General features: G+C 71.0%; 12 protein-coding genes and 1 tRNA gene. 10 read left to right on the top strand and 3 right to left on the bottom strand.

Annotated features, from left to right (window positions below):
* Positions 1-2,153 (bottom strand): DEAD/DEAH box helicase (locus FREUN1FDRAFT_RS24755; protein WP_063745345.1); only part of this gene is annotated, 2,153 nt, incomplete at its 3' end.
* Positions 2,154-2,469: 316 nt separating this feature from the next.
* Here FREUN1FDRAFT_RS24755 and FREUN1FDRAFT_RS24760 point away from each other — a divergent pair.
* From FREUN1FDRAFT_RS24760 to FREUN1FDRAFT_RS24800, 9 genes are all read left to right on the top strand, one after another.
* Positions 2,470-2,811, top strand: coding sequence for an STAS domain-containing protein (locus FREUN1FDRAFT_RS24760; RefSeq protein WP_006542987.1), 342 nt, complete (start codon positions 2,470-2,472; stop codon positions 2,809-2,811).
* A 35-nt stretch (positions 2,812-2,846) separates the two neighbouring features.
* Positions 2,847-3,422 carry an ATP-binding protein gene (locus tag FREUN1FDRAFT_RS24765; RefSeq protein ID WP_006542988.1) on the top strand — a complete coding sequence of 192 codons (576 nt, stop codon included), beginning with the start codon at positions 2,847-2,849 and terminating at the stop codon, positions 3,420-3,422.
* Between the two features lie 636 nt (positions 3,423-4,058).
* Positions 4,059-6,419 carry a sodium-translocating pyrophosphatase gene (locus tag FREUN1FDRAFT_RS24770; protein WP_006542990.1) on the top strand — a complete coding sequence of 787 codons (2,361 nt, stop codon included), beginning with the start codon at positions 4,059-4,061 and terminating at the stop codon, positions 6,417-6,419.
* Between the two features lie 613 nt (positions 6,420-7,032).
* Positions 7,033-10,125 carry a type I DNA topoisomerase gene (gene topA, locus FREUN1FDRAFT_RS24775; protein WP_006542991.1) on the top strand — a complete coding sequence of 1,031 codons (3,093 nt, stop codon included), beginning with the start codon at positions 7,033-7,035 and terminating at the stop codon, positions 10,123-10,125.
* A complete protein-coding gene (gene tmk, locus FREUN1FDRAFT_RS24780; protein WP_006542992.1) occupies positions 10,125-12,704 on the top strand; it encodes a dTMP kinase in 2,580 nt (859 codons plus the stop codon). The genes topA and tmk overlap by 1 nt, the downstream gene beginning before the upstream one ends.
* A gap of 7 nt (positions 12,705-12,711) precedes the next feature.
* Positions 12,712-13,983, top strand: a complete 1,272-nt coding sequence (locus FREUN1FDRAFT_RS24785; protein ID WP_006542993.1) for a DNA polymerase III subunit delta' — start codon at positions 12,712-12,714, stop codon at positions 13,981-13,983.
* A gap of 104 nt (positions 13,984-14,087) precedes the next feature.
* Positions 14,088-14,888, top strand: coding sequence for a metallophosphoesterase (locus tag FREUN1FDRAFT_RS24790; protein WP_006542994.1), 801 nt, complete (start codon positions 14,088-14,090; stop codon positions 14,886-14,888).
* A 358-nt stretch (positions 14,889-15,246) separates the two neighbouring features.
* Positions 15,247-16,203 (top strand): regulatory iron-sulfur-containing complex subunit RicT, encoded by a 957-nt coding sequence (locus FREUN1FDRAFT_RS24795; RefSeq protein ID WP_006542995.1) that lies wholly within the window; start codon positions 15,247-15,249, stop codon positions 16,201-16,203.
* Between the two features lie 60 nt (positions 16,204-16,263).
* Complete coding sequence (locus tag FREUN1FDRAFT_RS24800; protein WP_006542996.1) at positions 16,264-16,932, top strand: histidine phosphatase family protein; 669 nt, start codon at positions 16,264-16,266, stop codon at positions 16,930-16,932.
* On the opposite strand, the gene FREUN1FDRAFT_RS24805 is transcribed toward FREUN1FDRAFT_RS24800, so the two are convergent.
* Positions 16,892-17,623, bottom strand: a complete 732-nt coding sequence (locus FREUN1FDRAFT_RS24805) for a response regulator transcription factor (RefSeq protein ID WP_006542997.1) — start codon at positions 17,621-17,623, stop codon at positions 16,892-16,894. The two genes, FREUN1FDRAFT_RS24800 and FREUN1FDRAFT_RS24805, sit on opposite strands and share 41 nt — an antisense overlap.
* Before the next feature lie 498 nt (positions 17,624-18,121).
* On the opposite strand from FREUN1FDRAFT_RS24805, the gene FREUN1FDRAFT_RS24810 reads away from it, so the two are divergent.
* Positions 18,122-18,193: transfer RNA gene (locus FREUN1FDRAFT_RS24810), tRNA-Thr, on the top strand.
* A gap of 137 nt (positions 18,194-18,330) precedes the next feature.
* On the opposite strand, the gene FREUN1FDRAFT_RS24815 is transcribed toward FREUN1FDRAFT_RS24810, so the two are convergent.
* On the bottom strand, positions 18,331-18,870 hold the full coding sequence (locus FREUN1FDRAFT_RS24815) for an inorganic diphosphatase (protein WP_006542998.1): 540 nt from the start codon (positions 18,868-18,870) through the stop codon (positions 18,331-18,333).
* Positions 18,871-19,428 lie beyond the last annotated feature (558 nt).

A 19,428-nucleotide genomic window follows, 5' to 3' on the forward strand; every position in this document is an offset into this window, starting at 1 on the left:
TCCCACCGGTCACACGTCGCGAACAGCGGAAGCAGGCCGATCGCCGCGTGCTCGGCGGCATGCACCGCGCCCGGCACCTCCGCGGGTTCCACGTTGGCAGCGGCCAGCAGTTCGTCGGTGACGGTGTACCAGACGGCCCTGGTGCGGAGCTGGCGCGGCGGCAGGTCGAGCGGTTCCTGCCCGAGGATCTCACCGGTGGCCAGGCGCCGGCGCTGGAATCCGACCACCTGATTCGTGACCTCGACCGTGCCGAGGTGGATCTCAACGTCAGCGAACCGCGCCGACCGCGTCGACTCGACCACCCGGATATCGGTGTGCTCACGCGCCACCGTCGTCCAGTCCGGTTGAGCTGCCTCGACGAAAGCGACCGCGTCGTCGAGGTCGAGCTCGGTGACGAGGAAGGTGGCGCCCTGATGCAGGTACACGGCTCCCTGGTGCACCGTCGAATGCGACGTCCCCGCGTCGACGGTGCCGAGCAGGCGGCCTGTCCCGACCTCGACGATGCGCACGGGAGGACCACCGGTTCCTCTGATGTCGACATCCGGCCGGTGTCGCTGCGTCCAGAACCAGCCCGTGGGCCGGCGGCGCAGGCGTCCCCGGCGAACGAGGTCGTCGACGGCCCCGCGGGCTCCGGGCCCGAACAGCGCCAGGTCCTCCTCGGTCAGCGGCAGTTCGCTGGCCGCGCACTCCAGATGAGGCATCAGGACGTACGGGTTGTCGGGGTCGAACACACTGGCCTCGACCGGCCGGCCGAAGACCGCCTCGGGATGGTGAACGAGGTAGGTGTCAAGTGGGTCGTCTCGGGCGACGAGCACCGCGAGCGCGCCCTGCCCGGCCCGGCCCGCACGACCGGCCTGCTGCCACAGGGAGGCGAGCGTGCCGGGAAATCCGGCGATCACGGTCGCGTCGAGCCCGCTGATGTCGACGCCGAGCTCCAGCGCCGACGTCGCGGCCACGCCGAGCAGCTCACCTGTCCTCAGCCGGCTCTCCAGGTCCCGACGCTCCTCGGCGAGGTAGCCGGCGCGGTACGCCGCGACCCGCCCGGACAGCTCCGGCGCGGCCTCCTCCAGCCCACGTCGCGCCGCGGCCGCGACGACCTCGGCAGCCCGGCGGGAACGGACGAACACCAGTGTCCGCACGCCCTCCGTGACCAGATCAGCGAGCAGATCAGCCGACTCGGCGGTCGCGGCCCGCCGGACCGGGGCACCGTTCTCGCCGCCGGCCAGCCCAGCACCACCAGCCAGCCCAGCAGCACCAGCCAGCCCAGCAGCACCGGCGAGGCCAGCAGCACCGGCGAGGCCAACCGACCCCACCCCGCCAGCCTGCACGGACCCCCTGATCAGTGGCGGCTCGTAGAGGGCGAAGTCCACAGGGCCGCGGGGGGACGAGTCCGTGTCAACCACCTCAACGTCCACTCCGGTCAGCCGCGATGCGGACATTCCCGGATCGGCCACCGTCGCGGAGGCGAGGACGAAGACCGGTCGCGCGCCGTACCGGGCGCAGACCCGCCGCAGCCGGCGCAGCACCAGCGCGACATGAGCGCCGAACACGCCACGGTAGCCGTGACACTCGTCGATGATCACGAAACGCAGCCCGCGGAGGAAGGAGGACCAGCGACGGTGCGCCGGCAGGATCCCGCGATGCAGCATGTCCGGATTGGTCAGGACGAGGTTCGCGTGTGCGCGCACCCACTCCCGTTCGGAGCCCGGCGTGTCGCCGTCGTAGGTCGAGGCCCGGACACCGGTCAGCCGCAGCGAGCGCACCGAGCGCAGCTGGTCGTGGGCGAGTGCCTTGGTCGGCGCGAGATACACCGCCCGCGCGCCCGGTTCGGCCAGCAGCCGTGAGAGCACCGGCAGCAGGTAGCCCACCGATTTCCCGGACGCGGTGCCCGTGGCGAGCACGACGTCTCGCCCCTCGTGCGCCGCCTGGGCGGTCTGGGCCTGGTGCGTCCACGGCTCGTCGATCCCGGCCGTGCGCAGTCGGCCGACCAGGACCTCGTCGGCCCAGTCCGGCCAGGGCCCCGTGCGGCCCGGACGTGACGGTACATGCTCGACATGCGTGATGTTGCCGGCCCGCCGGCTGTCACGGGCGAGCCGGGCCAGGATGCTGTCCGCCCGCGCGAGGTCACGCTCGATGGCCGCCGACGAACCCACGCCCGTCACGATAGGCGGTCAGCGGGAGCCGACGCCCACCGCGGACATGCCGACCAGGCCCGAAGCTGCTGGTGGTGAACATCCGGTGCCGGGCCAACCCAGGCTCACTCGACGCTAGATCAGCGATAGCATCCCTTGGGTGCGCCACCCTGGACGAGAGGGACGCGGTTGAGAGCGATTCGTCCGTAGGCCACACAGGCGTCGGCTCGTCAAAGTGTTGCGAGCCATCGGATTGATCCTCCTCATGGGAGGGTAGTGCCGCCGTGATGTCGGTTGCCCGAGGCGCGGGCGCCGGGAAGAACCACTAGGAGGATCCGTGGATCTGTCCCTCACGACTCGTCAGGAAGGGACCCACACGGTCGTCGTGGTGGGCGGCGAGATCGATGTCTACACCGCCCCCAAGCTCCGCGAGCAGCTCATCGATCTTGTCTCGGCCGGGTCGTACCACCTGGTGGTCGACATGGAGGGTGTGGAGTTCCTCGACTCCACGGGCCTCGGTGTCCTGGTCGGCGGGCTCAAGCGGGTTCGTGCGCACGAGGGTTCGCTGCGCCTGGTCTGCACCCAGGAGCGCATCCTGAAGATCTTCCGGATAACCGGGCTGACCAAGGTCTTCCCCATCCATTCCTCCGTCGAGGATGCCCTCGCCGCCAGCGACTGAGTCGGTCCCATCGCGAAAGGCAGGTCCTCGGACGCATGCCCACCGTCGAGTTGCGCTTCGCCGCCCTGCCCGGACATGTCCGCACCGCAAGAATGATCGCCACCGCGGTCAGCAGGCGTGCGGGCGTGCCGGTCGGGGCCATCGACGAGATCAAGTTGGCGGTCGGGGAGGCGTGTGCCCGTGCCGTCCGAGTCAACCGCCGCAGTAATCCCCAGGCGTTCGTGCATGTCGAGCTGACCGATACCCCCGAGTCGTTCAGAGTCGTCGTCTCCGACAGCGGCGCGGCCGGAGACGAGATCGCCCCAGGTCCCGACGGCGGCCTGCTCAGTGTCGACGCTCTGCTCGACCTCGGTGAGGGGGCGGAGCCCGACCTCGCGGCCATCGGAGTGCCCGGCACCGAGGTCGACCAGCCGCTGCCATCGGGTCTGGGGCTGGCCCTGATCGAAGGGCTGGTGGACGAGGTGGCCGTCCGGCGTGGTCAGGACGGCATCGGCACCGTCGTCGAGATGACCTGGCACACGGCCGAGCCCGAGGAGGACGCCGACCTCGATTCCGCCGGGTACGCGGCTCTGGCCGCTCAGATCGCTGGATCGGCCCGCCGGGAAGGCTGAGCGGAGACCAGCCGCGGCGAGCGAGGCGCCGCAGGTACACCGGGACCTCGGATGCCGGGGGCCTGTCCGGAGACCGGAGGGGCCCCCGGCGATGCGGCCGCCTTCGGCGATGACGCCTGCCCGGTACCAGCGATCCCACTGTTCCCACCGGGCCACCGACCGCCCCACTGGCGACGGGATCGTCTACAACAAAAACAACATCCCCGGCCAGTCACAACCGAAAAACCTGCGCACGTCACACACCTACGGATAGACTGCGCCGCATCTCGCCGACGGTTGATCGAGACCGTCGGTGTTTCCCTTGGTGTTCCCCGTGGGTCCGGCCCCGGGCCACAGGCAAGGGCCGCGTGAAGGTGTTTGCCGTGCGCGAGGGAACCAGCGCCGGGTCTGGACCGGCGTCGCTTCCCTCGTTCTCAGTCGTCTCTGGCGACCGTTCGGCTTTCGCCGGACCGCGGCTCACGCCCTGACCTGTGTCTGTCACCCACCCAGAACGTCGTCGGATGCGACGTACCTGGCTGTGATCGACGACCGATGGCCGCGGACGGTGGGCGTCCGCTTCCACCTCAGCACGGTCACGGAGGGTGCACAGAACAAACCGGGACAGCAGTCCCGGGACAATGCAGACCGGGAGGAGCCATGTCCCCGATCCACACCCTACAGGCCGATAATCCCTCAATCGACCTTAGCGGTGGAGCTGTCGGGCTGGTCGCCGGTGTGGCGATCGTCGCAGCGCTCGCCCTGCTCGTCGCCGGCTACCTCGTCCGCGAGGTGCTGGCCGCGAGTGCGGGCACTCCGAAAATGATCGAGGTGGGCCGAGCGGTTCAGGAGGGAGCCGCAGCCTACCTCCGTCGGCAGTTCCGAACCCTTGCCGGGTTCGTCATCGTAATCCCCTTCGTACTCCTGCTTCTCCCGGCGGACGACACCGGTGCGCGGGTGGGCCGATCCGTGTTCTTCGTGGTCGGCGCGGTGTTCTCGGCACTGGTCGGCTTCGTCGGGATGTCGCTGGCCACCCGCGCCAACACCCGCACGGCCGCGGCGGCCATCGAAAGTGGCGAACCCGCCGCGATGCGGATCGCCTTTCGCACCGGCGGGGTGGTCGGAATGTTCACGGTCGGCCTGGGCCTGCTCGGAGCGGCGGTGGTTGTCCTGGCCTTCCAGGACACCGCGCCGCAGGTTCTCGAGGGATTCGGCTTCGGCGCGGCACTGCTGGCGATGTTCATGCGGGTCGGCGGCGGCATCTTCACCAAGGCCGCGGACGTCGGTGCGGACCTGGTCGGCAAGGTCGAGCAGGGCATACCGGAGGACGACCCACGCAACGCGGCGACCATCGCGGACAACGTGGGTGACAACGTCGGGGACTGCGCGGGAATGGCCGCCGACCTGTTCGAGTCCTACGCCGTAACCCTGGTCGCGGCACTGATTCTCGGCGTCAAGGCCTTCGGTGAGGACGGGCTGGTCTTTCCGCTGCTCATCCCCGCCGTCGGCGTCATCACCGCTGTCATCGGGATTTTCGCGGTGTCTCCCCGGGACGGTGATCGCACCGGCATGAGCGCGATCAACCGTGGATTCTTCATCTCGGCGGTGATCTCCGCGATCGGCGTGGTGATCGTCTCCCTGCTCTACCTTCCGGGCAGCTTCGCGGAGTTCCCGGGGCTGGCCGGAAGCACCCAGGACGGGGACCCCCGGGTCATCGCCATCAGCGCGGTGATCATCGGGATCGCGCTGGCGGCGGCCATCCAGCTGCTCACGGGCTACTTCACGGAGACGAACCGGCGTCCGGTGCTCGGTGTCGCGGAGGCGTCGACAACCGGGCCGGCCACGAACATCCTGGCCGGTATCGGCGTGGGCATGGAGTCGGCCGTCTACTCGGCACTGCTCATCGGAGCCGCCGTGTTCGGTTCGTATCTCCTCGGAGCCGGCAGCGTCACGATCGCGCTCTTCGCGGTCGCTCTTGCCGGGACGGGGCTGCTCACCACGGTCGGTGTGATCGTCTCGATGGACACGTTCGGCCCGGTCAGCGACAACGCGCAGGGCATCGCGGAGATGTCCGCGGGGCCGGAGGGCATCGACGAGCGCGGCGCGGCGATTCTCACGTCGCTGGACGCCGTGGGCAACACCACCAAGGCGATCACGAAAGGTATCGCGATTGCCACCGCGGTGCTCGCCGCGACCGCCTTGTTCGGGTCGTTCACCGACACCGTCACCACCGCGCTGGCCGACGCCGGTGCCGCGCCCGAGCTCGGCCGCGGCACCGTTGGTGGTCTCAATGTTGCCTATCCCGACGCATTGGTCGGGCTGATCATCGGCGCTGCCGTGGTCTTCCTGTTCTCCGGGCTGGCCATCAACGCCGTGGGTCGGGCGGCCGGCCGCGTCGTGTCAGAGGTCCGCAAGCAGTTCCGCGACAAGCCCGGGATCATGCAGGGCACCGAGAAGCCGGACTACGGCGCCGTCGTGGACATCTGCACGAGGGATTCGCTGCGTGAGCTCGTCACACCGGGAACTCTCGCGGTGATGGCGCCGATCGCGGTCGGCTTCGGCCTGGGCTACCCGCCGCTGGGCGCCTTCCTCGGCGGGGCGATCGCCGGCGGAGTTCTCATGGCGGTCTTCCTCGCCAACTCGGGTGGCGCCTGGGACAACGCGAAGAAGCTGGTGGAGGACGGGAAGTACGGAGGCAAGGGCTCCGAGGTGCACGCCGCGACGGTGATCGGCGACACCGTCGGCGATCCGTTCAAGGACACCGCGGGCCCGTCGATCAATCCACTGCTCAAGGTGATGAACCTGGTCAGCCTGCTGATCGCTCCCCTGGTCGTGAAGTTCTCCGTCGGCGCCGACGAGAACACCCCGGCCCGGATCGGCATCGCGGTGGCGGCGGTCGCCGTGATCATCGCGGTTGTCGCGACCTCCAAGCGGCGTGGCTCCAGGATCGGCGACGAGCCGCCGAAGCCCGCGTCACCGCCCGCGTTCTCCCCACAACCCGACTCCCAGGTACAGGTCTGACGGCCGGGGCCGACACCGTCCAGGCCCGTTGACAAAACCGCCGGCATGGCCTGGACAGCCGGCCGGCGAGGCCTGGACGGGTCGGCGCCGACGCATCACCACGCCCAGAGGTCCGACCGGCACAAGCCGGTCGGACCTCTTACATTCCGTAGCCTTGCCACTGGCACGGGCCGTATCGGCCGCACCGCGGCGGCCATGACCGGCGCGGCACCGCTACCCGGCCCGGCTCTGGTAATGCCAGTTCAGTCGACCGTCGTACGACGGGTTTGGTGGGCGGAGAGATCCTTTTGACGCTGGACCAGTCGGTGTATGGCGCGGCACGATGGTGCGGTCGGTGGCTCGTGCGACCACGGAGAGAGAACTCGCTCGGCCCCCGACGGCGGACGGGGGGTCCCTCCAGCGACACACCGGCGTACGGTGCTCCCTGCGGCCGATTCCGGCAGCGGGAGGTGTCCGGTCGCGCCGGGCCCGCGCCCACGCCCAGGGAGCGGGGAAGGCCGGCGTGCCGACGGTGTGCGTACCGAAGGCGGCCCGGGCAGACGTTGGAGCAAGTGACAGAGGTCGATCGATCGAGGATTCCCCGGGGCGGATCGCGGCCCGAGGAGTCCACCGGATGCAGCACGCCGTGACGAGGAGAGAAGTGCCACCGCGCACGAAGTCGACGAGCCGGACGACCGCGGGGTCGCCCACGCCGGTCGCCGAGCCGGCCGACAGCCACGAGGCCTTCGGCGCCACCACGGCCCGGGACGGAACCCGCCTGGTGATCGTCGAGTCGCCGGCCAAGGCGAAGACGATCGCGGGCTACCTCGGCCCCGGCTGGCAGGTCGAGTCGAGCATCGGCCACATCCGGGACCTTCCGCGCAGCGCCGCCGATGTGCCCACCGCGCACAAGGGCAAGCCCTGGGCCCGGCTCGGCGTCGATGTCGACAACGGCTTCGAGCCCCTCTACGTCGTGAGCCCGGACAAAAAGGTCCAGGTCAGCAAGCTGAAGTCGCTCGTCAAGGACGCCAGCGAGCTCTATCTCGCGACAGACGAGGACCGGGAGGGCGAGGCGATCGCCTGGCACCTCCTGCAGACGCTCAAGCCGACCGTCCCGGTCAAGCGCATGGTCTTCCACGAGATCACCCCGCAGGCGATCCAGCGCGCCGTCGACAGCCCGCGGGAGATCAACGAGAACCTGGTCAACGCCCAGGAGACCCGGCGGATCCTGGACCGGCTCTACGGCTACGAGGTCTCCCCCGTGCTGTGGAAGAAGGTCATGCCGAAGCTGTCGGCGGGCCGGGTCCAGAGCGTGGCGACCCGCGTCCTCGTCGAGCGCGAGCGGGCACGGATGCGGTTCCGCAGCGCCGAGTACTGGAACATCGAGGGCGTCTTCGCCCAGACCGTCGCCCACGACGGTGCCGCGCTGGACCCGACCCCGCTGCCGGCGGTCCTGGTCGCGCTGGACGGTCGACGTCTCGCCAGCGGCCGTGACTTCGCCCCGACCGGCGAGCTGACGTCCGACGCGGTCGCCCTGCTGGACGAGGCCGGCGCCCGGGGGCTGGCGGCGCGCCTCGCCGACGCCGCGTTCGCGGTGCGCTCGGTCGAGACGAAGCCCTACCGCCGCTCGCCCTACCCGCCGTTCATGACCTCGACGCTCCAGCAGGAGGCCGGGCGCAAGCTGCGCTTCTCCAGCCAGCGGACCATGCAGGTCGCCCAGCGCCTGTACGAGAACGGCTACATCACCTACATGCGGACGGACTCGACCAACCTGTCCGAGACCGCGCTGGCCGCCGCGCGCGACCAGGCCCGCACCCTGTACGGCGCCGAGTACGTGCCGGACCGGCCCCGGATCTACGCCAAGAAGGTCAAGAACGCGCAGGAGGCCCACGAGGCGATCCGCCCGGCCGGCGACCACTTCCGGACTCCGGGCGAGGTTCGCGCCGAGCTCGACGGCGACTCGTTCCGCCTGTACGAGCTGATCTGGCAGCGCACCGTGGCGAGCCAGATGGCCGACGCCCGCGGCACCAGCGCCACGATCCGGCTCGGCGCGCGCTCGTCCGCCGGTGAGGACGCCGAGTTCTCCGCCTCCGGCAAGGTCATCACCTTCCCGGGCTTCCTGCGCGCCTACGTCGAGGGCGCCGACGACCCGGACGCCGAGCTCGAGGACCGCGAGCGGCGGCTGCCGGACGTCCGCCAGGGCGACGCGCTGGCCACCCGCACCCTCACCCCACGGGGCCACACCACCAGCCCGCCGCCGCGTTTCACCGAGGCGAGCCTGGTCAAGACCCTCGAGGAGCTGGGGATCGGCCGCCCGTCGACCTACGCCTCGATCATCGGCACGATCCAGGACCGCGGCTACGTCTGGAAGAAGGGGTCGGCGTTGGTCCCGAGCTTCGTGGCCTTCGCCGTGGTCGGTCTGCTCGAAGACCACTTCGGGCGGCTCGTCGACTACCAGTTCACCGCCTCGATGGAGGACGACCTCGACGCGATCGCCGCCGGCACGGCCGCCTCCACCGACTGGCTGACGGGCTTCTACTTCGGCTCACCCGACCCGGACGGTACGGGCGCACCCGAGGGCCTCAAGCACCTCGTCGGCGAGCGGCTCGGCGAGATCGACGCCCGCGAGGTCAACTCGATTCCGCTCGGCAAGGCCGAGGACGGCGCGCCCGTCGTCGTGCGGGTGGGCCGTTACGGCCCGTACGTCCAGCACGGGGAGGCCCGCGCCAGCGTCCCGGACGAGGTGGCGCCGGACGAGCTCACCGTCGAGCGTGCGCTGGAGCTGCTGGCCGCGCCGAGCGGGGACCGCCTGCTCGGCACCGACCCGGAGACCGGCGCGTCGATCACGGCCAAGGCCGGCCGCTACGGCCCGTACGTGACCACCGACAGCGAGCCTCCGCGAACCGCGAGCCTGCTGCGCACGATGTCCCTGGAAACCGTGAGCCTCGAGGACGCACTCCGGCTGCTGACGCTGCCCCGTGTTCTCGGGGTGGGCGAGGACGGTGCGGAGGTCACTGCCCAGAACGGGCGATATGGGCCCTATGTGAAGAAGGGGACCGACAGTCGGTCGTTGGAGACCGAGGAACAGCTGTTCACGGTCACCCTGGAGGAGGCGCTGGCACTGCTGGCTCAGCCCAAGGCACGGGGGCGGCGCCAGGCCGCGCAGACCCCGCCGCTGCGCGAGCTGGGGCAGGATCCGGCCAGCGAGAAGCCGATCGTCGTCCGGGAGGGGCGTTTCGGCCCCTATGTGACCGACGGCGAGACGAACGCCAGCCTGCGCAAGGGTGACGCGGTCGAATCCATCACCACCGAACGCGCCGCCGAGCTGCTCGCCGACCGTCGCGCCCGGACCGCCACGGCACCCCGCCGAGCCGCCAAGGCGCCCGCGAAGACGGCCGCCAAGTCAACGGCGAAGGCGACCGCCAGGACCCGCTCGACGGCGAAGAGCTCCGAGCCGGCCGACAAGTCCGAATCGGCGGGCACGAAGGCGACCGCGAAGACCACAGCCGCCAAGAGCCCCGCGAAGACCCGAGCGACGACGGCCAGGAAGAGTGCCGGCGGGACGTCGGCGGCCGCCGCCGGATCCGGTTCGCGCAGGTCTCGGACCACCGAGGCCGCACCGGCCGACGGCCCTGGCGCCACGCCGGTCCAGGACCTCGACGGCGGCGGTAACGGCGCCGCGGGGGCCACCGGAGCCGCTTCCAACGGCTCACGCCGGTCAGGCTGATGGACCTGCCCCTCGACGAGAGCCACGGCGAACTGGGCGGCACTCCTGTACAGGCTCCGGGCGGCGAGCCCGCTGTGCGCGTGTCCCCGCTGGCCGACGCGACCGTCCCCCTGCCCGGCTTCCAGAGCACGCCACTCGATCTCCCGCCTTCCCATGGAGGTACCCCTCCGAACGAGAACCCGCGGCCGGAGGCACCGAACGCCGCCGGCGCGCCCCGCCCGCTGGACAAGACGGGCCAGCTGGACGAGACGGGCCAGCGAGGTGAGGCCGCAGCATCCGGCGAGCCGACCGCAGCCGCGGCACCGAACGCGCTGACGAGCGGTCCACGCGATCGGCGTCAACCACGGATGCGGGTGCGGCGCACGCTCAGCCGGCATCCGGTCACCACCGTGCCGTCGCCGCCAGCCCGGTCGCAGAGCCCCGACGGCTCGGACGGCGATCTGCGCGCGGTCCTGCGGATCCCCGAGTTCCGCCGGATGTGGATCCAGCTCAGCCTGTCGAGCCTGGGCGACTGGCTGGGCCTGCTGGCGACCACGGCGCTCATCACCGAGCTCGCCAGCAGCTTCTCCGGCAAGGCCTACGCGATCGGCTCGCTGCTGATCGTCCGCCTGCTGCCGGCTCTCGTCCTGGGACCGCTGGCCGGCGCGATCGCCGACCGCCTCGACCGACGGATGACCATGGTCGTCACCGACGTCATGCGTTTCGGGCTCTTCGTGTCCATCCCGATCGTGCACACCCTCGAGTGGCTGCTGATCGCGTCCTTCCTCGTCGAGTGCGTGAGCCTGGTGTGGGCGCCGGCCAAGGAGGCCTCGATTCCGCGGCTGGTCCCCCGCAACCGGCTGGCGGCGGCGAACACGCTGAGCCTGATCACCACCTATGGCACCGCCCCGCTGGCAGCCGCGATCTTCACCCTGCTGGCCACGGTGTCACGTGGGCTGGGCCCGAGCATCCACTACTTCGAGGACCGCTCGCTCGATCTCGCGCTGTACTTCAACGCGGCGACCTTCCTCGGCTCCGCGATCGTGATCTGGGGCCTGCGCTCGATCGGCAAGGCTGAACGGCCTGAGCAGGGCCCGGAGCCGGGCTTCTTCGCGTCGATCACCGAAGGCTGGAAGTTCGTCGGCCAGGACCGCCTCGTCCGTGGTCTCGTTGTGGGCATCCTGGGCGGCTTCGCGGGCGCCGGGAGCGTGATCGCGCTCGGCAAGCTCTACGTCGAGATCCTCGGCGGTGGCGACTCGGCCTACGGTGTGCTTTTCGGTGCCGTCTTCATCGGGCTGGCCGGCGGTATGGCCGCCGGTCCGCGGCTGCTCGGGGACTACAGCCGAACCCGTCTTTTCGGTGTCTGCGTCACCGGCGCCGGCATCACCCTGGTCATCGTCGCGATCATTCCGAACCTGGTCATCGCCTGCATCCTGGTGGTGCTCGTCGGCGCGTTCGCCGGTGTCGCCTGGGTGACCGGGTACACGCTGCTGCAGGCCGAGGTCGCCGACGAGCTGCGTGGCCGCACGTTCGCGCTGGTGCAGTCCCTGGTGCGGGTCGACCTGCTGCTCGTGCTCGCCGCCGCCCCCGCGCTGGTCGGGCTGATCGGCTTCCACGAGGTCCACCTGTGGGGGGACATCAACGTCCGCGCGGACGGTGTCACCGCCGTGCTGCTGGGCGGCGGCCTGCTCGCCGTGGCCGTCGGGCTCTTCTCCTACCGGCAGATGGACGACCACGCCGGCGAGGCGGTGCTGCCGGAGCTGTGGAACGCGGTCCGGGGCCGCCGGCCGGGCAGCCGCCGCCGGCTCCGACACGCCGGACTGTTCATCACCATCGAGGGGGACACCGCGGCCGGCGCCGAGGGCCAGCTGGACCTGCTCCAGGAGTGGCTCGCCGCGAGTGGCCGCGAGGTCGTGGTCGTTCGCGAGAAGACCGGCACGCCGATCAGCGCCAGCGTGCGCGAGCTCCTCGACGCCCCGTCCACACGACCACATTTCCGGACGGTGGCCCTGCTGGACGCGGCTGATCGGGCCGAGCAGGTCGCGCGGATCATCGAGCCCGCGCTGGCGCGGGGGGCCATCGTGCTGGCCGACCGGTACGCGGCGTCGTCGAAGGCCTTCCAGGGCGCCGACCCGCGCCTGGACCAGGACGAGCTGGCCGCGCTGGCCCAGTGGGCGACCCATTCGCTGCTCCCCGATGTGACGGTCCTGCTGGATCTGCCGACGGAGCGGAAAGCGCCCCGCCCCACCACCCGGCCCCGGCGTGCCAGCCGGAGCGACACCACCACCGCCGCCGCCGACGGCACCTCCGACACCACCGCGCCCGCGGACAGCGGCACCGCCGACGCCACCGCCACTGCGGACAGCGGCACCGCCACCGCGGACAGCGGCACCGCCGACGCCACCGCCACTGCGGACAGCGGCACCGCCGGCGACAGCGCGGCCTACCATCAGCGGGTCCGCGAGCAGTTCCGCCGGATCGCCGCCGAGGACCCCGCCAGACACGTGACCGTCGACGCGACGCTTCCCGCGCCCGAACTGCACAGGCAGATCCGTTCGGTGATCACCGAACGGATCCGCCGGACCGCCGACGCGGGTTAGGCCGAGCGTGGCCGACAATGGCAGCGTGACGGTCTGGGATGCGCTCGTCGGGCAGGATGCCGTGGTCTCGACGCTGACATCGGCGGCGGAGGCGGCGGCGCTGGTGGCCACCGCCGGCCCGCTGGCGGCCGCCCGCGCGGGCATGACCCATTCCTGGCTGTTCACCGGGCCCGCAGGCTCCGGTCTCGCGGAGGCCGCGCGGGCCTTCGCCGCCGGGCTGCTCTGCGAGAACACCCCGCCCGGCTGCGGGCAGTGCCCCGCCTGCCACACCGTCCTGTCCGACACCGCCGCCGACCTGCGTACCGTCCGGCCGGAGGGGCTGTCGATCGGCGTGCGTGACGTCCGGGCTCTGATCAGGGACGCCGCGAGCGCCCCCAGCGCGGGCAGCTGGCGCATCCTGCTGATCGACGACGCCGACCGGTTCACCGATTCGGCGGCCAACGCGCTGCTCAAGGCACTGGAGGAGCCGGCCGAGCGGGCCGTGTTCCTGCTGTGCGCACCGTCGGTCGACGATGTGCTGCCCACCATCCGCTCCCGCTGCCGTTCGGTCGCGCTGCGCCTGCCCACGGTCGAGGACGTCGTCGCCGTCCTCGTCCGCGAGGGTGCCGACGAGGAGCTGGCCCGGGTCGCCGCACAGGCTTCGCAGGGGCACGTCGGGCAGGCCCGGCGGCTGGCCGCGGACCCCCAGGCCAGGGCCCGCCGGGACGCCGTGCTGCGCCTGCCGTCCCGGCTGAGGCGCACCGGCGACTGCCTGGCCGCCGCCGCCGATCTGGTGGAAGCGGCGACCGCCGACGCCCAGGCGGCGGGTGCTGATCGGGACGAGGCCGAGACCGAGGCGCTCAAGACAGCCCTCGGGGTCGGCGCCACCTCGGCCGGCACCCGGTCCGCCTCCACCCGGGGCGGCGGTCGGGCCGGTGGCGGCGCAGGCGCCAAGCCGCGGTCGATCCAGGTCAGGGGCGCCGCCGGCGCGCTCAAGGAGCTGGAGCGGGCGCAGAAGAGCCGTGGGCGGCGAACGGTGCTCGACTCCCTCGACCGGGCCCTCGTCGATCTCGCCGGCCTGTACCGGGACGTCCTGGTCAGCCAGCTACGCGCCGATGTCACCCTGGTACATCCAGACCACGCGGATGCCACGGCGCAGTTGGCCTCCGCCGCCACGCCCGAGCAGACGCTGCGGCGGTGGGAGGCTGTCCTGGCGACCCGGCAGGCGCTCGCGGACAATCCGGGGCTCGTACCACAGCTCGCCACCGAGTCTCTCGCGCTCGCGTTGCGCGACGCATGAGAGCCTTCAGCGGCAAGGGTCACCGCCGGCCTCCGGCGGAGACCGACTGATCGGGCGAGAGACCAGGCGGGAAGTCGCGGTTCGCCCGCGACGAGGGGATGATCATGCGGGTTGCGGCTGTCGGGGATCTCCACGTCGTTCCCGGGTCCGCGCATCGGCTCCGTCCCCTCTACCAGCGGGCCGCCATGGTCGCGGATCTTCTCCTGCTGGCCGGCGATCTCACCAACGCCGGCGATCTGGAATCCGCGGCGGAGCTGTGCTCCGTCGTCACCGGTCTCGATCTTCCGGTCGTGGCGGTGCTCGGCAACCACGATCACGACGCCGGCGCGGGCGGCCAGGTCGCCGCGATGCTCGGCGACGCCGGCGCGATCGTGCTCGAAGGCACCGCCGCGACCATCGAGACGTCCAGTGGCGCGGTCGGCGTCGCGGGCGTGACGGGGTTCTCCGACGGCCAGGATGCCGGGAGGGCCGCCACCGACGGAACGGCCGCCCACCGCCTGCGCGACGCACTGGCGTCCCTGGACACCGACGTCCGCATCGCGCTGACCCATTACGCGCCGGTCATGGAGACGCTGACCGGCGAGGCGCCGGAGATCCATCGGTTTCTCGGCAGCCTCCTGCTCGGTGCCGCGATCGACGGCTCCCGCGCGGGCACGGCGCCGCCGGCTCCGGCCGCGGCACCCGCCGTCGATGCCGCCGCGGATCCCGGCCCGCTCGACGCGGGTGATCTGATCGGCATGGCCGCGGCGGAGCCCACGACCACGCTGGCCGTCCACGGCCATGCGCACCACGGCCAGGAGATGGGCTGGACTCCGGGCGGGACACCGGTCCGCAACGTCGCCCGGCCGGTGATCGTCGCACCGTTCGCCGTCTACCGGCTGCCTGACGGCGCCCGGATCGGCTAGCCGGGCTGCCTGTCAATCACGAAGTGTGAAGGATTCTGGTAGTCGTGGAGTCCGTCACGGAATCGCGAGCTTCGCGTTTCCGCCGCCGTTGGGCAGGTCCGTCCCGGCTGCGCCTGGGCCCTGGGGCTGCGCGAGCAATTCATATCAAGAGGCGCAAATGGGGTGCCGAGGTGCCTGGCAATCCGCAAGAAGTGAGGATTTCGGTTGCCGCAACAGCCAAGATCCTCACTTTTTGCTCGGAAGCATAGAAGCCCGGAGGAGGCAGGACGGAGATGGGCGAACAGGGAGCCAAGCGGCCGGACGCGTCGTAGTCTTCGGGTGTCCCTGACCCGCGAGTGTGGAAGGCGGCGGCCGTCGCATGCCGATGATGTGCGCGGTGTCCTTCTCCAGGCGGGGTCGTCTGTACTACGCCGATCCCGGTCCGCACAGCCCGCGGGTAGGCGACCGGGTGCTGGTGCCCACCGACGACGGGCCCGAGGTCGCGACCTGCGTCTGGGCACCGCAGTGGGTCAGTGAGGACGTCGGCGGCCTCCCCGTGCTGGTCGGCCTCGCCGGCGACGAGGATCTCCGCCGCAACGACGCGGCCCGGCGGCGCCGGGCACAGGCCAGGGTCGCCGCCCGCCGGCTGGTCCGGGAGCACGGGCTGCCGATGAAGGTGATCGGCGTGGACGTCGTTCTCGAGACGAACGCGATCACCATCTTCTTCACCGCGGAGAACAGGGTCGATTTCCGTTCGCTGGTCCGTGACCTCAATCGGACCCTGGCCGCCCGGGTGCAGCTTCGCCAGCTCTCGGCCCGCGACAGCGCCAAGCTGCAGGGCGGGATCGGCTCCTGCGGCCGGGATCTGTGCTGCTCGACCTTTCTCACCGACTTCGAGCCGGTGAGCGTGCGCATGGCCAAGGATCAGAACCTCTCGCTGAACCCGATGCGGATCAGCGGCGCCTGTGGCCGGCTCATGTGCTGCCTGCGCTACGAGCATCCGCTATACGAGGAGTTCACCGCGGCGGTTCCCGCCGTCGGGGCGGCGGTGTCGATCCCCGCCGGTGACGGCCGTGTGGTCAGCCATGACGTGCCTCGCCAGCAGGTCACGGTCGCGCTCGACGACGGGAGCCGGCACAGCTGCTCCCGTGCGGACGTCTGCGGCTCGAGAAAGGCCTACGAGGCGGCCCACGGCTCACCGAACGCAGGCAGCCAGGTGGCCCCAGGCAACCGGGCAGAGCCAGACGACCAGGCAGAGCCAAACGACGAGATGGACCCGGGCGGCCAGGATCCGTCCGCTCGGCGCCGGCGGTCGCGACGACGTCCGGAACAGTAGGCGCCGCGCACGGGCGGGCGTGCGGACCGGCGAGCAACCCACCAAGGTTCGGGGGCGATAGTGGGACGGCTGGTGTGGCTGGTACGCCACGGGGAGAGCACGGCGAACGCGGGGCAGCCCGGCGCGGACCCGGACGGCATCGGTCTCACCGATCTCGGGCTGCGGCAGGCTGACTTCGTCGCGGACGCGGTTCCGCGGGATCCGTCCCTGATTGTGGTCTCAGGATTTCTGCGGTCCCAGCTGACCGCCGAGCCGACCACCCGCAGGTTCCCCACCACCCCCCAGGAGATCTGGGAGGTCCACGAGTTCACCTATCTGGGCAGCCTGCACGGCAAGCCGATGAGCGACCGTGACCGGGCACCGTACGCGAGCTCCTACTGGCTCACGGCGAACCCGTACCACGTCGACCGACCAGAAGTGGGCAGCGAGTCGTTCGCCGGCCTCCTGGACCGGGCTGACCGGCTCCTCGCCCGGCTACGGCTGGCGCCACCCGGCCTTGTCGTGGTCTTCAGCCACGGGATGTTCATCCGGGCGGTGGACTGGTGCCTGCGAAGCCGCGCCGGCCGGGTCCAGCGGTTGGACATGGGCGGCTACCGGGAGCACCAGCAGCGCAACCCCGTCCCGAACGGCTCGGTCATCGAGCTTCACGAGGACGACAAGGAGCTACGCCAGCCGACAACCTCACACCTCACGGGTCGAAGCGGTAGCCCATCCCGCGCAGGGTCGTGACGAGGCGGCGTTGCGGGGGCCTGCCCTCCACCTTGGTACGCACCCGGCGGACATGCTCGGTCACCGTGGCCGGGTCCTGGAAGCGGGTGCCCCACACCTGCTCCAGCAGTTCCTCACGGCTGAAGACCCGACGGGGATGGCGGGCGAGGAACGCGAGCAGCTCGTATTCACGAGCGGTCAGGTCCACCCGCTCGCCGGCCACGGCCACCTCCCGCGCACGCAGGTCGATGGAGACGTCACCGTAGATCAGGGGCTCGTTGCCGTCGCCGGTGCGCTGCGGCGGCGCCTCGACCGGCCGGCGCCGCAGCCGGGCCCGGACCCGGGCCACCAGCTCACGCAGCGAGTAGGGCTTGACCACGTAGTCGTCGGCACCCAGCTCGAGGCCCACGACGCGGTCAACCTCCTCCGCGCGGCCCGTGAGCATGATCACCGGAACCTCACTGGTCTGGCGCAGCCGGCTCAGAACGGCGAACCCGTCCATCCGCGGCATGGCCACGTCAAGCACAACGAGGTCTACCTCTGTGGTCTGGAACAACCGCAGCGCAGCCTCGCCGTCCGCGGCCTCCAGCACCCGGTACCCGAATCGCTCAAGGCTGCGTGCCAGTGCGATTCGCGATGCCTCGTCGTCTTCGGCAACAAGCAGCGACGCTCCGCGCGTCGTGCCTGGCGCACCTTCCCCGGCCCCGGTCATGGTGCGAAACCCTACGCAACCTCACCGGAGCCACTGCGACCGGGGGTGCCTTTTCGACACCACGAGCCCCACACGCCGGAGCATCCACATTCAGTTTCGTAACGGAAAGGCGCACCGAGCATGCGATCGGTACGCATCGCGATAACTCGGCCCCTGAAAAGCGACCCAACGTCCACATGATGTGGCGTGACGCACAGAACATCCGATCGGTGACGTCGGGGACCACAGTGGACCTCGCGCCTCCCTCGCACGCCCGGCGCTCCCGCCCGGCGCCCGCCCGGGGAGGATCGCGCACGTTCGGTCCGCCCGCCCCGCACGCCCACCCCGGCGGGACCCCGGACCGGAGCACCCATCCACCGATCATGCCGCGCATCGTGCCGTTCCAGGTGCCGCTGGATCGCCGACCACGGGCGCCGATCGCTCACCGGCCTCCGTCTGGCATACTCGTCCCGGGCAGGGCGGTGTCGGAGTTTGCAGCACCACATGCACCTGCCAGACGCCGGAGTAGCTCAGTGGCAGAGCAATCGCCTCGTAAGCGATAGGTCGCGGGTTCAATCCCCGCCTCCGGCTCAAACGCAGTCCCAGCAGGGAAACCCCCGCCACAAGCGAAAAGGGCGGCCGGGGGAATCCTTCCCCACCAGCCGCCCGCGGCAACGCGCCAGCTCGGTCAGCGCATCGCCGTCTCCATCGCGTCAGCCGCCCCGGCGTCAGGCCGTGTGGGCGTGCGCCGTCGTGTCGTCGGCGCCGTGCCCGGCCTCCTCGGAATCCTTGAGCCGGGTGATCGAGTCGAGGATCTCCTTCTCGGCGTCCCGCCGGTCGACCCAGGAGGCGCCTTCGACGGACTTGCCGGGCTCCAGGTCCTTGTAGACCTCGAAGAAGTGCTGGATCTCCAGCCGGTCGAACTCCGGAAGGTGACGGATGTCACGCAGGTGCTCCTGGCGGACGTCCGCCACCGGAACACACAGCACCTTGTCGTCCGGGCCCTTCTCGTCCGTCATGCGGAACATGCCGATCGTCCGGCACCGCACCAGGCAGCCCGGGAAGGTCGGCTCCTCCAGGAGGACCAGCGCGTCGAGCGGATCGCCGTCCCGACCGAGGGTGCCCTCGATGAAGCCGTAGTCGGACGGGTAGTGAGTGGACGTGAACAACATCCGGTCGAGCCGGATGCGCCCGGTGTGGTGATCCATCTCGTACTTGTTGCGCTGCCCCTTGGGGATCTCGATGGTCACATCGAACTCAAGGTCCACGCCGTTCCCTGTCTCCTTCGGTCCGTCCGGCGCCGAAGGCCGGAACTGGTTTGGTGACGCCTTCACGTCGGTGGTGCCCCCGCCGAACCACGCCCACGCGATCCGGCCGACGGCCGGATCCGGGCGCGGTGTGCCCGCATGCCTGCGCCCGGGGGCGCCTGGAGGCGGTGCGGACCCACTGTGCCCTGCGTGCGGTGACGGAACTCGACGGGGTCCCGGTCCGACATCCGACTCGCCGTGCACGTGCGTCGCGACCGGAAACCCACGCGGGTCGTGTACATCGTGCCCGTTCCACCTCGGTGCGGGCGCCAAGGTGTGGTCTTCTCCGTATCCGACCCGCGCCGCTCGCGGATACGCCTCCTCGGTGCGGGCGCCTCGCCGGCTCACGTGTCAGAGATGTTCCCGCTCGCCTGAAAGCCACTCAGCCGCGGCCGGTGGCCTGGGCACCCCCGATGTTCCAGAGCCCGGACGTTCGAGGACCCAAACGAGGGCGTCCACCACAATCGACATCAAGATCTCAAAAATACCAGGCCGACACGTGGACGGCACGACGCTGTC

It is taken from the genome of Parafrankia sp. EUN1f (assembly GCF_000177675.1).
Lineage (GTDB): Bacteria > Actinomycetota > Actinomycetes > Frankiales > Frankiaceae > Parafrankia.

What these genes read in the sequence shown, in the direction of transcription:
- tmk (WP_006542992.1), top strand. Translation starts at nt 10,125, where the DNA reads ATGGACCTGCCCCTCGACGAGAGCCACGGCGAACTGGGCGGCACTCCT.
- FREUN1FDRAFT_RS24805 (WP_006542997.1), bottom strand. Translation starts at nt 17,623, where the DNA reads ATGACCGGGGCCGGGGAAGGTGCGCCAGGCACGACGCGCGGAGCGTCG.
- FREUN1FDRAFT_RS24770 (WP_006542990.1), top strand. Translation starts at nt 4,059, where the DNA reads ATGTCCCCGATCCACACCCTACAGGCCGATAATCCCTCAATCGACCTT.
- topA (WP_006542991.1), top strand. Translation starts at nt 7,033, where the DNA reads ATGCAGCACGCCGTGACGAGGAGAGAAGTGCCACCGCGCACGAAGTCG.
- FREUN1FDRAFT_RS24790 (WP_006542994.1), top strand. Translation starts at nt 14,088, where the DNA reads ATGCGGGTTGCGGCTGTCGGGGATCTCCACGTCGTTCCCGGGTCCGCG.
- FREUN1FDRAFT_RS24795 (WP_006542995.1), top strand. Translation starts at nt 15,247, where the DNA reads ATGCCGATGATGTGCGCGGTGTCCTTCTCCAGGCGGGGTCGTCTGTAC.
- FREUN1FDRAFT_RS24765 (WP_006542988.1), top strand. Translation starts at nt 2,847, where the DNA reads ATGCCCACCGTCGAGTTGCGCTTCGCCGCCCTGCCCGGACATGTCCGC.